At 46.6% G+C, this 14,497-nt stretch carries 12 protein-coding genes and 1 tRNA gene; 4 read left to right on the forward strand and 9 right to left on the reverse strand.

Features of this window, described 5'->3' with window-relative positions:
* Positions 1 to 1,592 precede the first annotated feature (1,592 nt).
* Positions 1,593 to 2,834: a group II intron reverse transcriptase/maturase gene (ltrA, locus tag ACIDITHRIX25_RS81995; protein WP_201731844.1), complete on the forward strand. Its 1,242-nt coding sequence runs from the start codon at positions 1,593 to 1,595 to the stop codon at positions 2,832 to 2,834.
* Between the two features lie 189 nt (positions 2,835 to 3,023).
* Here ltrA and ACIDITHRIX25_RS82000 read toward each other — a convergent pair.
* The 5 genes from ACIDITHRIX25_RS82000 to ACIDITHRIX25_RS82020 all read right to left on the reverse strand — a co-directional run bounded on the left by ACIDITHRIX25_RS82000 (position 3,024) and on the right by ACIDITHRIX25_RS82020 (position 6,715).
* A tRNA-Pro gene (locus ACIDITHRIX25_RS82000) sits at positions 3,024 to 3,100 on the reverse strand.
* 148 nt (positions 3,101 to 3,248) lie between these two features.
* Entirely contained in the window at positions 3,249 to 3,662 is a 414-nt protein-coding gene (locus ACIDITHRIX25_RS82005) for a response regulator (protein ID WP_052604045.1), read from the reverse strand.
* 69 nt (positions 3,663 to 3,731) lie between these two features.
* Positions 3,732 to 4,832, reverse strand: coding sequence for an ArsA family ATPase (locus ACIDITHRIX25_RS82010; protein WP_201731845.1), 1,101 nt, complete (start codon positions 4,830 to 4,832; stop codon positions 3,732 to 3,734).
* A 9-nt stretch (positions 4,833 to 4,841) separates the two neighbouring features.
* On the reverse strand, positions 4,842 to 5,747 hold the full coding sequence (locus ACIDITHRIX25_RS82015; protein WP_201731846.1) for an ArsA family ATPase: 906 nt from the start codon (positions 5,745 to 5,747) through the stop codon (positions 4,842 to 4,844).
* An 80-nt stretch (positions 5,748 to 5,827) separates the two neighbouring features.
* Positions 5,828 to 6,715 (reverse strand): DUF929 family protein, encoded by an 888-nt coding sequence (locus ACIDITHRIX25_RS82020; RefSeq protein WP_052604042.1) that lies wholly within the window; start codon positions 6,713 to 6,715, stop codon positions 5,828 to 5,830.
* Positions 6,716 to 7,244: 529 nt separating this feature from the next.
* Between ACIDITHRIX25_RS82020 and ACIDITHRIX25_RS82025 the strand changes: the two genes are divergently transcribed.
* Positions 7,245 to 8,039 (forward strand): alpha/beta fold hydrolase, encoded by a 795-nt coding sequence (locus ACIDITHRIX25_RS82025; RefSeq protein ID WP_201731847.1) that lies wholly within the window; start codon positions 7,245 to 7,247, stop codon positions 8,037 to 8,039.
* A gap of 187 nt (positions 8,040 to 8,226) precedes the next feature.
* Positions 8,227 to 9,249, forward strand: coding sequence for an NUDIX hydrolase (locus tag ACIDITHRIX25_RS82030; protein ID WP_201731848.1), 1,023 nt, complete (start codon positions 8,227 to 8,229; stop codon positions 9,247 to 9,249).
* A gap of 140 nt (positions 9,250 to 9,389) precedes the next feature.
* Here the strand turns inward: ACIDITHRIX25_RS82030 and ACIDITHRIX25_RS82035 are convergent, their stop codons facing one another.
* Positions 9,390 to 10,169, reverse strand: coding sequence for a P-loop NTPase (locus ACIDITHRIX25_RS82035; RefSeq protein WP_201731849.1), 780 nt, complete (start codon positions 10,167 to 10,169; stop codon positions 9,390 to 9,392).
* A 23-nt stretch (positions 10,170 to 10,192) separates the two neighbouring features.
* Positions 10,193 to 10,618 (reverse strand): metal-sulfur cluster assembly factor, encoded by a 426-nt coding sequence (locus tag ACIDITHRIX25_RS82040; RefSeq protein WP_201731850.1) that lies wholly within the window; start codon positions 10,616 to 10,618, stop codon positions 10,193 to 10,195.
* 332 nt (positions 10,619 to 10,950) lie between these two features.
* On the opposite strand from ACIDITHRIX25_RS82040, the gene erpA reads away from it, so the two are divergent.
* Positions 10,951 to 11,316, forward strand: coding sequence for an iron-sulfur cluster insertion protein ErpA (gene erpA / locus ACIDITHRIX25_RS82045; protein ID WP_052604038.1), 366 nt, complete (start codon positions 10,951 to 10,953; stop codon positions 11,314 to 11,316).
* Between the two features lie 543 nt (positions 11,317 to 11,859).
* Here erpA and ACIDITHRIX25_RS82050 read toward each other — a convergent pair.
* Positions 11,860 to 12,534, reverse strand: coding sequence for a winged helix-turn-helix domain-containing protein (locus tag ACIDITHRIX25_RS82050; RefSeq protein ID WP_052604036.1), 675 nt, complete (start codon positions 12,532 to 12,534; stop codon positions 11,860 to 11,862).
* Positions 12,535 to 13,875 (reverse strand): glutamine synthetase family protein, encoded by a 1,341-nt coding sequence (locus ACIDITHRIX25_RS82055; protein ID WP_200891150.1) that lies wholly within the window; start codon positions 13,873 to 13,875, stop codon positions 12,535 to 12,537.
* Positions 13,876 to 14,497 lie beyond the last annotated feature (622 nt).

Raw genomic sequence — 14,497 nt, forward strand, 5'->3', positions numbered from 1 at the left:
TTAGAAGTTTGGGAGTAGTGCGATGAGATAAGCCGCCTTAGTAGACGTTGACTTTACCCCAACTCTGTCATTTTCAAAGATGCGATGTGTCGTCTTTGTTACCTCATTGTTTTTGCGTACGACTCCTTTAGATGTAAGCCTATAGCGAATATGGGTTTTTTTTCCTAAATTTCGAGTCGAAGTGGTTCTCCGATAAAAACTATGGCTTGACCGAGGAGGATTTATCCCTAGATGTCTTATTAATTTGGTGATGGTCGCGGCCGGCGACAACTATTTATCGTATTAGATCGCTCATCAAGCGATGTGTTATGAGAGATAGACCTGATGAGCTTTGCTAATTGAACCTGTGATTCCAACGCATAAGAAATGAATCCTAAGATGCCGTGGATGGGTGAGTCTTTCGATGTTTATCGAAGTTGAAACGGTTGCAATTCGTGGATGGAATTAAAGGATAGGTTAACTCTTTTATAATCGGGTAACCTTTATCGGCCATTTTTTGTTTTAGGCGACCAGTGATATGGGCCAGGGTGAGATCTTATTTAGAGGCCGATTCAATCTATCCTTTGCTCTACTCTTCATCACTAAAGGAGATGGCGCGATAGATATGGCGCGATAGGACCGGAGTAAGTTGCTGTCTTCGAGGATGAAGCTAGATGGTAGCGCGCCTAGGTAGAACGGATCAAAAAATCGATGAGAGCCAAGATGATAGACCGGCCCCTAAAAGAGGAAGTGAGAGACCCTGTTAATCGCACCTTTCGGCGAAGCAAAGTAAAGTAAGGATGAATGAAAATGGCGTAAAGCTTGTTTTGCAAATCTGGCCATAGCCTATAGGCAAAGTACCACTGATTTTTGGAAAGCTTTGAACTCCTATCTTTCCAAAGCGGCTATGGATGAATTTTCGCTAGGGTGAACTGCGCTTGGCTAGCCCTAAGCAGCGGCGTGCGTCATGAATGAAAGAGGTTGTAAATCATGTAGAAGCTGATAACAATCACACTGCAATGCTACATAGATGATGGAGGTAGGCCCTCCGGGATCGCCTTTTGGGAGGAGATTCCAAACCACCGTACGGGGCATTAGCTAAAGACTGTTGTCCAAAGCGGTACGGAAAAGTTAGAGCAATGACTCTTTCAGGTATGAGTTAAGAAGACGAGTGAAAACAAACCACTGACGAAGCGTTCGAAATTGGTATGGATGATGTCGAAACCGAGGGACGTCGAACTTTCGGGACAACTTGGAGACTAACCCAATTAGTGCTCCTTGGGCATCCGGCGTGTAGGTGGCGTGAGCTTAACATCAGGCGTTTATGTGGAACATGAGAACCCAGTCCTAGACGTTCTTGGCTAAGGCCACATGGGCTAAGCCCAAAGATGAGGAAAAACCTACAAGTTGCAGATCAACAAGAGGGAAAGTACCAAATGCCTATGGATTGGGGGCGGACCATCCCGTAGTAGCTACGAAGTCCTTGTAATGAGGATGGAGCCAAGGGGATGGAGTAAACAGCAGATCTAGTTGTAATTGGCAAATGAACAACTTCTCAAGGTAAAAGTTGAGAGGGAGGGATCAAATGACAAGACCACGACAAGAAAAAGCTTTTGACAAAAGACAAGTACGTCGTACTTAAAGCATACAAAGAGGCAAAAGCCAATCGAGGAGCACCAGGGATTGATAAGCAGTCCATCTCAGTCTTTGAGATGGATCTAAAGAACAATCTCTACCAACTCTGGAATCGAATGGCTTCTGGAAGTTATTTTCCAGCGGCAACTAGATATGTCGAGATAGACAAGTCAGATGGCGGTAAAAGAATCCTAGGTATTCCAACCGTCAAAGATCGCATCGCCCAAGGGGTAGCTAAAGCCTACATAGAGCCAAGATTGGAAGAGGTCTTCCACGAAGACTCCTATGGTTACAGGCCGAATCGCTCAGCCCATGATGCCATTGAAAAAGCACGCAAGAGATGTTGGAAGTACGATTGGGTCATTGATCTAGATATCAAGGCCTTCTTCGACACAATAGATCATGAACTGCTGCTAAAAGCTGTCTCTATGCACGTATCAGAGCCATGGATAATTCTCTACATCAAACGTTGGTTGAAAGCTCCAATGCAAAACAAAGATGGACAACTAATAGATCGAGAGCAAGGATTACCCCAAGGCGGGGTGATTTCTCCGATTTTGGCGAATCTGTTCTTACATTACGCTTTTGACAAATGGATGGTAAAGAACTTACCCTATGCCCCGTTTGAACGATACGCGGATGACCTTTTGGTACATGTGAAAACAAAGAAACGAGCCGAAGAGATCCTAGAGGCTATAGGTCAGAGAATGACGCAGGTCAAGTTGGAGTTACATCCACAAAAGACCAAAATCGTCTATTGTAAGGACTCCAACCGTAAAGGAGAGTTCGAACAAATACGCTTTGACTTTCTAGGATTTACCTTTGCACCACGCTACGCCCGCAATAAGTTCAAGCAGCAGTTTAACAACTTCCTGCCAGCGGCTTCAGATAAAGCGGTAGAAGAAATGGGCAGAGAACTTAGGCGGTTTCGTATTCACCTCCAAACAGGCCAAACCATAGCCGAACTCGCCAGGCTTTACAACCCGGTGATCTTAGGCTGGATCAACTACTATGGACGCTTCTACAAATCCAGATTAGGCCAACTCCTCCGTCGTATCAATATCTATTTGATTAGATGGGCACGCAAAAAGTACAGGCGACTTAGCATACGAGCAAATGCTTGGAAATACCTATCTCAAATAGCCGAACGTGAACCCAATCTTTGGGCTCACTGGTCATTTGGGGTAATACCAAAAGTCGGTTCGCTAGGAGCCGTGTGAATTGAGAGGTTCACGCACGGTTCTGTGAGAGCGGGGAGGGGAAGTTCCTCCCCGCCACTCGACACTAGGTGATCTAACTAGATGAGTAAAGTTGTCATCTAGGGTGGCTAAGTTCCACTCTTTTAGGAGCAAGTTATTAGAAGGTCAAAGTCGTTTTGGGATTTTGGTGTAACTCAAAAACAGTGACCTTGGTCGGGAAGGCGGGATTTGAACCCGCGGCCTCAGCGTCCCGAACGCTGCGCGCTGCCAAGCTGCGCTACTTCCCGCCCGATCCACTACGGTTTGTTTCCGTCGTGAACAGATCTTTATTCTAAGGCAAATTAGCTAGCCTACGGTCGAAGTTCGATTGCTTATTTAGGTCTGATAGCCTCCTAGGTTGGACCTTCAGATCTAAATCAAAGCTGGAAGATCGCTCTAGTGTGTGATAGATATTGGTTTGTAGCTCTCGTCTTGGTATCCCTTGCCACTTAGAACAGCCTTAGCAGCATTTGTTAGTTTGATAGAGTCAAGTGGCTTGACGAGGAATCCCTCGGCTTTGGATCTTCGCGCTAGAAATACATCAGGACGGCGATCTATCAAAATAAGTACTGGAATGTGGGGAAGTCGACCACCTGACTCTTCTAAATGGAGTTCAAGGCACGTCGCCATCGCGCCCATGTTGGTTACTTGGAAGTCCAAAACGGCAAGGTCTGGTGCTGACTTATGACACGCCTCCAAGAATTCTTGCGAACTTGGGAAGGTGGTGATGTCTGAGGTGATGAATTCTAAAGCGGATACGACTTCGGTTAAAACTTGATTCGCGTCGCTCACTACGTAGATGTGGGCCATAGATAAAGATCCTAGCCGGAGATGTAGGTTGATGCAAAAGTGTGCTTGGATATAGAGGGTTTTTTGGCATCATATTAGATAGCGGGCCATTTGAGCAAGGTCTTCTAAGTTGGCAATATCTCGATTCAGCGTGGGGATTCTTATGATTCTCTCGGAGTTGAGTGCTGCAGAGATCTTTTGAATTTCCCGGTTCTCAAACTCCTTTAAAACCTTCATTTTTGAAAGATTGTCCTGAAGTTTGGCGAGATCATCCTTTGAAAGGCCTTCATTTTGATCAATGGGTTCACCTGGAATCGAAAAGTCGGGGGTCTCCCTATTTGAAATCAATCCAGAGAGACTAAATCCAAAACCAGTCAACTTTTCCCCGAATGTCATGCTTTCACTGATGGTGTCGCCTCGGGGGGCGGTAACTAGAACGAATGCTGTGGTTTGCTCATGAAGAAGTGACTGGACCGCCTCAGCCCGCGATCTAAAGCCGTCTTCCATGCCCTCGAAATCCTGAAAGAACGCAACGGCCTCATCGACAATCTCTGACCCAACGACACGCGATATGGTCCGTAGCACTGCCTTAGTGGCAAATGTGAGGGGTCGAAGAATTGCTGGGCCCGGTGTCATGATGAGCCGAAAGACCCGATTGTCGAGAAATGACATTAACCTGCGCGGAGCATCTAGAAAATCCAGGGCGTTATAGCTAGGGGGAGTGTCGACGATTAGGAGTTTGAATCTTGAGTCGTTGTGTAGTTCGAATAACTTCTCCATTGCCATGTACTCTTGGATTCCAGAGAGGTTTTTGGTTAGATTTTGGTAGACGCGATTCGACAGGATTTTGCCAGCTTGTTCTTTTGTCTTTGCGTACTTGACTATCAATTCATCAAAGGTTGCATCTGCGTCTAGCATTACCGCGAAGAGTCTTCCTGGTGAACTGGTTCCGATCTCAACTGGATCGTTTCCTATCGTCTCGATACCCAGGGCATCAGCAAGACGTCTGGCGGGGTCTATCGTTACAACACATGTGTCAATACCTGAAAGAGCTGACCCAATGGCTAATGCTGCAGAGTTTGACGTTTTACCTACACCGCCCGGCCCAGTCATTATGATGACAGTCTTTTCCCGAATCAGGCTGCTTAGTTTTGAGGTGTTGATGGCGATTGCATTTTTGTTCGCGTCCAAGATGACCTTCTATCTGACTGATGGCGAATTGAGCAAGCGAGCGAGCTCAACGATATGTTGAATCCGAATTTGTGTTGTGAACAAAAATGGCAACTGAATCGTATCGGTTTCATTTAGGGAGCGACCGAGTAATTCTAGATTGCGGACTTGCATGGCTGAACGCGATGCAATGTATTGATAGGCTGCAGCGATCGATGTAGACCTTGCGGAGGCCTCGAGCGTGGCCTTGGCTTCATCACTCAAGGAAGGAGGATTGATGACTTGATTTATAATTACCGGCCCAAGGTTTATCACCGAAAGGTCTCGCAGTCGTGAGATCGTCTCTATCGTCTCTAGAACCGGCGTCTCTTCGGCAAGGCTTACCATTATGAGTCGAGATCGACTTGGATCTTTAAGAAGTTCCTCTACCTCCTGGGATTGTGTCTTGAGTAATCCTACATTTGCGATATTACTGAGCCCCTTTGGGCTAGATAAAAAGGTCAAGAGGTGACCTGATGCTGGTGCATCTAGGACAATCGTGTCATATTCGCCCGAGCGTTCCATCTGTTTTAGCTTGGCCAGAATTAGTAGCTCTCTGATTCCAGGAACGGCTGTGGCTATTACTGATACAACTCCGCTTGAAATCAGCCTTCGTCCCATAGAGGCCATTCCATGGTCCTCTAGATACTCAATAAGTATCTCTTCAGGCCTTAGCTTTAGGATATCAAGGCGTAGATCATCGTTGAATGGCTCTGATTTTGATTGAAGAGCAACACTTAGCTCGGCTGTAATTGGGCTTTCGCCCAGACATACAAGAACTGTTTTTCGTTTGGCGAAAGCTGCGGCACTGGCGATCGTGGCAGCAAGTGTTGATTTGCCCACGCCGCCTTTACCCGCGACAATTAAGACCTTGGTCTTTTGGATCGTCTCGATCACTCTACTTCTCCATAATGGCCAAAGGGCGCGCCAGGGACCCCCACAATGCCGCTTTTAGGGCTATACCCAAATCTTGATAATTACTTAAGTAGCTTTTCTACGGTGGCAACTGGCGCCATCGAACAAATAGAACCCGGTTGGTTTTTATCAATCTTACAGATGCTTGCAATTATAAGGTTGGCCGATGGCAGAATGGCCTGATTGGTTACCGTTCCTGTAATGGTAAGGCTGCCAGCTATTGAGGCTCTCGAAAGACCGGCAAGAATTGCAGGCGAGTAGGCTGGTCCGCCCTCGATCAGCTGATTGCCATAGTCGATAAATGGGATACCAGTCGCAGTCGCAGTGTAAGGAGGTTTGTCGTATGTATTGAAGATATTATTTTGCGCTGTTGTTGGAGTTTGAAGTGTGGTGTAGCTTCCGTTGGATGGAATATTAGTTTGCATCTCGACGCTCTGGAAGTTGATATAGGGGCTTGAGTACGACGATCCATAGAAGCTGAAGGTTTGAGTGTTGGGATAGACGTCAGTGCTTGACGAGGACGTCGTATGCAGATTCTTGAAGGTTCCAAATTTTGATAGAGCAATTATGAGGGGCCAGCGTTGCGCTGCACAATAGGGGCAGTAGTCGGCGCCCATGTAAAGCACTACTGGTTTTGAATTACTGGTGAGTAGCGCGGTGTTCTTTACAGCATATGGAAGTGGAATTGAACTAGTGGGCACGGTTGCTGCTGCAAGTGCAGAGTTCGGCACCTTCGTTACAGCTGAAACAACTGCAGCTGGCGCAAGCGAGTTTGTCGCGGTCGCCGATGATGAACTTTTGTTTAGCTTGATTAAAATAAAGGTCGCAATGACTGCAACGATTACAACTAGGGCGGTAGCCGAATAGACCATACCCTTTTGTGATCCACTATTTTTCGCGGCGGTCACTTGACGTGAGGACTTCGTTGACTTTTTAGCTTTTTGTGCCATAAATTTTTTCAAGCTCCTTGTAGTAGCACGATAGCGCCGTCAATAACTCGCCCAGTGGCTTTGACTCTTGCCATTTAACCTAGTACCCTTTGGGTTTTTAAGAGATAATTCGAGGCATTTATCCACTTCAAATTGGTTGTCAATCAGAAAATCAAATGAAGTATTAGCGTTTTTTCAGCGCTGTTGGGCCGACGCTGCTCTATTGGAATTGGCGATTCGATCTAAAACTTCACCTGGGGGATTTCCTTTGATTTTTAGTGCATGGCAGTTGATGAGTGCCGGGTCGCTTCAGGACCGCTTCTGTTTAGGGCGCACCCTATCTCGCTGGCTATTAGGTTCACATTGTTTGAAATGTGAAGCTCAGGGTTACTTAAAATTTTAAAACCATTAAAAAACATCGTTATCAAGGTTGTAGCATGTGTCGATATCGGTTTTGAGAGACCCAGATTCTCATGGCCGATTTTTGCTTTAGGGTCTGGTTGTGGTTCGCTATCCATAGCAAGGGAGGTGAGTAGAGGTGGTGTTGGATTTGACGCGACAGAGTGTTAAGTCACAATCGATATTTCTGGATGGTTCCAAAGTTTCATTCTTGGACGTAGGAACAGGAGGAAATGTCTTAATGGTTCCAGGATGGTCTCTCTCTCCCCGGATCTATTGCGATAGCGTCTTAGAACTTGCTCGCCAAGGGTATCGGGTGGTTGTACCTGAGATCTACGGCGGCAGTTCAAAGATAAACCTCGACAACGGTCTTAGCTCCTTGAGTAATTTTGTTGCAAGGTTTGGCGAATTTGTTTTTGGCGGAGAGACCTTTAGTTTGATTGGTCACTCACTTGGTGGCGGCATCTCTACTTCTTTGGCCGCTAACCACCCTTTGCTTGTATCGAGACTGGTATTAATAAGTTCAGTTGGTCATCCCGACTGGATAGATCGCAAGGGTTTGAGCTCAACTCTTGGCAACCGTTCAATTAACGATTGGGCCGGAGCTTTTTTGGTAGATTTACGACGAACCAAGGAGCGTTCCTACCTGCCTCAGGTCATCGTAGAGGCGGTTGGTGAATTTGCTAAGAATCCCGCAAGAGTCGTAAAGTGTGCACTGATTGCAAAGGCAGTTGACCTAAGGGCTGAGATGGCCCAAATAAAGAGTCGCCAACTCCCTGTCCTTTGCATTTGGACCAAAGACGATGTTGTTATTCCACGTGAGAGTTTTTTGGGCTTGGTCGACGCTATTGGGGCCAGTTCTGTCGAACTTGATGGAACACATAGCTGGGCTTTCGAGGCGCCCATGCAATTTTCGGGGCTGATTAGTGGCTTTTTAGCGGATTAGAAGATAACTCTCAGCCTAACGGACCCATAGTTCAACCGCCCCTTAACTCGTTGCGAGAACTGTTCAATATTGCAATTTGACCTTTTGAGCTCCCTACTGTGATTTGAATGTTATGGGGATCGATATCAGTGTTGAAAAATGCCGAACATAAGTCCAAGACTTTCGCTTTGTTTGATCGGTTCTAAGGGTGAGTAACTTAGATCGAGTCGCTCTTACTGGGGAATATGACTACTTGGAGGAGCTCATTAGCTGTAATTTGAGCTATTTTTACAATTTTGAAGATGAATTACTATTTCCAACTATCAATTTGAAAGAATCTGAGGTGATATACGGACTAGGTTTATGGGTTATGGAGCCTCGTGATGCAGCAACTGTAATGCTAGTTAGGAATAGTGACAACTCTTCGGAAGGTCCAATTGAGGTCTTTATGCTCCGGCGTAATCTCAATCTTGACTTTGTCGGAGGTGCCTATGTCTTTCCTGGGGGAGCAGTGGATGAACTTGATCAAGCCATCGCCGACGATCAGGAATTGGCTGGACGCCCCGACCATAAGTCTGGCTCACTTCTGGGAACCAATGATGGAGGGGTCAAGTTTTGGGTCGCAGCAATAAGGGAGTGTTTCGAAGAAGCAGGAGTGCTGCTGGCGCGAAGAAGCGCTTCCGAGGGGGTGCTTTCACTCGTAGATGCAGGTGATCGCGCACTTTTTGATGGCTATCGTCAAGCGTTGAATCGAAAGGAGGCAACCTTTGAATCGATACTTCGCGCAGAGGGTTTGACTTTACTATCGGATTCAATCTTTTACTTTAGCCATTGGATAACTCCCGAAGGAGCTCCAAGGCGCTACGATACGCGTTTCTTTGTCGCTGTTGCTCCTCCAGATCAAGTTGCTTTGCACGACAATGGCGAGACCGTCGCTAATTGTTGGATCTCGCCAAATGACGCCTTAAATCGCCATCGCAATTCGGAGTTCGATTTGATCCTTCCAACGATCAAAAATTTGGAGGCTTTGGCAAGGTTCTCAAATGTGGCGGAGGTGATCAGTGCGGCCAGCGCCTTTGAAACCATCCCGACCGTTCTTCCTCGAATGGTGCCAGATGGTAACGGAGTTCGGATACTCCTCCCAGGAGATCAGGGATACGAAGAGGCACTTTCGGCGGAGTTCTCTCCGACTAGGCCATTGCCTGGGCGCCCTGGCGGTCCTGCAATTTAGAGCAAACAACAGCTTTTAGCGCGAAGTCCGAGACGAAGCTCCGAAGCTTCTTCTTCTATTGAGCTTTTGGTTTGCCTATATGGATTTTAGGATGATCGGTGGCACTGGCCAAGGCAAACTAGCGATCTCATCTAGGGAATTTACTCTTTTTTGTCGAGCTCTATCTTTTTTAGGAGTTGCTCAATTCTCGAAGTACAGCCGGACATCTCTTGAATTGGTGCAATTTCTGTCGTTAACTGTTTTGCGAACTTCCTCATCACTTCTACGGAATGGTCGGGGTCGTTCGAGGTCCACTTTGCTCGCATGTCATTTAAGTTCAGATCTGAATTTGCTTTGGAGATTGGAATTCTTGCCAATACCTCAATGTCCTTGGTAGCCATACTTGAGTCAAGGCCGCTCTTGCCAAATATTTCGTAACGTTGACCGTGGTCGCAAAGAAAATAGGCCATATTTTCTATGAAGCCGAGCACTGAGAGATTCCCCCGTTGAGCCATATCTAGCATGCGTATTGCAACTTCGTTGGCTGCGTCACTTGGGGTTGTGACGATTATGACCTGAGCTTGTGGCAGCATCCTTGAAAGGCCCATCTGAATATCTCCGGTACCTGGAGGCATGTCTATAAGCAAATAATCGATGTCACTCCAATCGACATCCTCTATGAAATGTTGGAAAGCGCGATTTAGAACCAATCCCCTCCACATTATCGCCGAAGTGGGGTCTTGAGAGAGAAATCCCATGGAGACCACCGAGATACTTCCATCGCCGAACTGTATCTTTAGAGGATCAATCTTCCATTGGTCTGTCGTCCCCGACGCCGAGACTTTAGCTTGCATTCCGAGTATCTTCGGTATCGAAAACCCCCATATGTCGGCGTCAAGAATCCCGATGCGATATCCAAGTTCTGCAAGACCGAGAGCCATTGCACTTGTGGTGGTGGATTTGCCTACGCCCCTTTGCCTGAAGCTATTGCGATTATTCTCGCATTGGAGGGAATTGAGTTATTGGGCGCATTTTTGCTTGCAGCCGAGCGAGCAAGTTGCATTGCCTTTGCCTTGTCGGCTTGAGACATAGCTATTACGTTGAACGATACCTTGGCGTTGGGAAGCAGTGTTGAGATCTTTGATGATATCTCTTTTTGAATCTGGCTTCTCAGTGGGCATGCGATCGTCGTCAGGGCAAGGTCGATCTTCACTTCTCCCTCTATGAGATCTATCCCTCCGATCATCCCGAGCTCAACGATTGAGACCTTTAATTCTGGGTCAATAATTGGACTAAGTGTCGCTCTTATTTGTGATGCAATCGTTTTGAATTCAAGGTTTTCTATCATTGCGCTGTTTGTGATCTCAATCGAATCTTCACGAGATGACATAATGAAAGTTCCTTCCAATTTAAGTTTGGTTCGCACCCTTGCATCAAAGCCGCTATAAATGTCTTCTACCAGCAATAGGTTCGTCTTATTTTAAGATCTTGGACTCTTTGGTCTTCTATGGATTCGCTGATTTACTCTGGACTTCTCTGGGTAGGTTGGTTCGGGCCGACCATTATCTTTTACTCAGAGCCTACCTATAGTGAAAAAGTATTGTCCTATTTCTCCTATCTGTGTAGAATAAATTATGAAATACAAATGAATTGGAATTTTTTTGGTAGTTCGCTGGTAGATACTGTTCTAAACAGGATCGAATCTTTGAAAGGACTGGTCATATGGCTTCAGCAAGCAGCATAAAGATTGGTAAGAGACCTTCGTCAATTTTGGTTACGCCAGACGCAGTGTCTAAAGTTGCCGAATTACTCGCAGAGGAAGATGGCGCAGAGGCGCTATTTCTGAGAATTGCAGTAAAGCCAGGCGGGTGTTCAGGTTTTTCATACGATATGTTTTTTGATTCTGAACTCGCTGATGACGATAACGTCAGCGAGTTTGATAATGTCAAGGTCGTAGTGGACTCTTCGTCTCTTTCGTTGATAAAGGGCGCAACGTTGGAGTATCGTGACGGTCTGCAAGGCGCGGGTTTTCACATTTCCAATCCGAATGCATCTAGAACTTGTGGATGTGGATCCTCGTTTTCCTAGTCAGCAAGGTCCTTTGGCTAATCTAGCTTCTCGTGTTTACGGTGAAACCTAGACGTTTTGTCTCTCGGGATTTATCTGGGAATATTTATCTGCGAATTAGAGCCGATCAGTGTGGCTGAAGTGTTCAGCTTAGCACTGTTTTGGCTCTATGGCTTTTTAGACTTAGAAGTGTTGATAGCCCTCACCTGGGATTGTGACAATGTGGAGCCAGGTGGCTCATTCGATAGGTCATATACCTGTTGAATATTGTCATTTTTGTGATCTTTATATTGGTGTTGTTGAAATTATCCGCCAGGGCGCCGATCTTTTTGCCTCATTACCAAAGAAGATCGCACTTAATCTAGCCGATCTCTTTTGCCAAATCTTTAGACCGAGCACACGATCGAACTAGTCTCAACCTAGAAGATTGAGATAACCGCATCTTTTGTCGAAGCAAGGCGTCCATGCGGACGCGGATTTGGGCGAGTCGTTTCAATGCTTCTAGGTAATTCTAAAGACTGTTGATAAGGTCGGATGTTTTGATCCGAGGGGCCTTAACAAAGGTTACTTTTGATGACGGCCAAAGCGATAGCCTACGCTTCGAACCGTTTCAATCATTGATTCGTGTTGCTCACCGAGTTTTGCTCGAAGGCGACGGATATGCACGTCGACTGTTCTTGCACCACCGTAATATTCATACCCCCACACCCTAGAGAGAAGGGTTTCTCTATCAAAAACTCGGCCAGGATGCGACGCCAAAAAGGTTAGAAGTTGATACTCCATATAAGTTAGATCTAACAATTTTCCGCTCACAGAGGCTTGATAGGTCTCCAAGTTGACTTTTAGAGGACCGTATTCAATTAGTTCTTGAGTCAAACCTCGGCCAGTTCTAAAGAAGAGTCTCTGGAGGCGAACTTGGAATTCTCTAGGATCAAGAGGTAACGTTACAAAATCGTCGAATAGATCTTCGCGCAGCTCAAGCTTGTCGAGGTTGGTCCTATCCACGATCAGCAGCAGCGGAGAAATCTGACGTTCTTTGGTTCGAAGGTGACGGCAGATGAAGAAGGCATCGTCGAGATTTTGATCCGCACATATGATTGCTCCAGACCATCCTTCTTCGGGCTCCAGTTGGGTAATTCGCGATATGAGGCCGACCGGTATAAATGGGTAGCCGCCCTCTTCTAGCGTTTTTACCACGTGAAAGGGTGCTGATTCGGGGTAAATAAGTAGTGGTTCCATCTACAACTGCTCTAAGTATCGGTCTAGTTCGAACTGAGATACGTGTGTCTTATAGTTAGACCATTCGTCTTTTTTGTTTCTAACGTACCATTCAAAGACGTGTTCGCCAAGGACTTCTCGCGCAAGGGATGATCGCTCCATCTCTCTTACAGCTTCGTCAAGGTTCCCAGGAAGAGATTCAATTCCAAGAGCATCCACTTCTTCGGTAGAGAGCTTGTAGAGATTGTCTTGGATTTGTGGGGCCAGTTCGTATTCTCCTTCAATGCCAGCCAAGCCAGCTCCTAGTATCGCCGCGAATGCTAGATAAGGATTTACGGCTGGGTCCAATGCCCGATATTCAATCCTTGTGGATTGTGAGTTGGTCGTCTTTGGTGTCGGAACTCTTACTAGAGCCGATCGATTATTGCGTGCCCAGGAGATGTAAACGGGTGCTTCGTATCCCACGACGAGACGCTTGTAGGAGTTGACCCATTGGTTTGTAATCGCGGTAATTTCAGGTGCGTGATGAAGGAGCCCGGCGATAAAGTGTTTTGCGACCTTTGATAAGCCAGTCTCGTCACGATCGTCGTAGAATGCATTTTTGTTATCCTTGAAGAGCGAAAAATGTGTATGCATTCCTGAACCTTGAACTCCAACGATCGGTTTTGGCATGAAGCTCGCCAAAACGCCGCTCGCCGCAGCAATCTCCTTGATGATAAGGCGGGAAGTCATAATGTTGTCTGCCATTGTGAGGGCATCTGTATAACGTAGGTCGATTTCGTGCTGACTTGGTGCGTCTTCATGTTGCGAATATTCGACTGGTATTCCCATATCTTCTAAGGCGAGGACGGTTCTTTTTCGAAGTTGCGAGGGAAGGTTCGAGACTGTAAGTTCAAAGTATGATCCCGAGTCCAAGGGCTTGGGGCCGTTGGATACGTCTTTGTCGAAATAGAAGAATTCGAGTTCGGGGGCTGCGAAGAATGAGTAACCTAAGCTGTGTGCATGATCCAAGGCCCTTCGGAGGGTATTTCTAGGACATCCTTCGAATGGGCTGCCATCGAGATTATAAATATCGCAGAAGACCTGTGCGACGGTTTGGTCCGATGGCAAAAGGCTAAAGGTAGTGGGGTCAGGTAAGGCGATCACGTCGCTCTCTTGAATTCGAGAGAATCCGTCGATAGCCGAACCGTCGAAGGTCATCCCTTCTTCGAGCGCGCTGGAGAGTTCTGCGGGAGTGATTTGAAAGCTTTTTGGAGTTCCCAGGATGTCGGAAAACCAAAGTTGGATGAAACCAACTTTCCTCTCTTCAACAGTCTTTAGGACGTACTCGATCTTTGATTGTTTGTCCGATTTAGTTGCCACATAGTTATTACTAGTAGATGGATTGCAACTTCCCGCTATTTGACCCCTTTATGGGTCTCTCAGTTAATATAGTATTTACAATTGGCCACTTTTTTTATAAATATGACTCAGTTTTGTTGCTTGACTATAACGGTTGCGGATTGGTTTTTGGTTGTGGGGCGCGCTCACCTGAGCATTGGCCCTAAGCCGCTAAATGTCGGCCAACCGATGCGACAAGTTTGTTGTCATAATTGAGGAGGCTGTTGGTAAACCCAAGGCCAGGCCTTCAACGTTGTAGATCCATGTCAGACTGGTTGTGGTAGGTGATAGCGGGTCTTTTCGCTTCTAGTACAGGATCCTCCCCCATGTGTTACTTGCCTCCGCCCCGATGATCGGGGTACCGTTGGCACTTGCTACCTGAAGAGCCGAGGAGCCCATTGTCTCATGCGTTTCCATTTCGGCCTCCGAGGCCAACTATGCATATTAAGCAGCCGATCTGCGGGAGTTTTGGATGGGCTATTTCGTTGGCGGGGCGACCGATGGGAGCGGTAGATGTTGGGCCGATGATGGCAAGCTGGTTCAACTTCGCTCCTGTGTTCTCATCCGCCAATGGACTTTGCCAACGACACTAAATTGGCCCACC

The sequence above is a fragment of the Acidithrix sp. C25 genome, assembly GCF_904848545.2.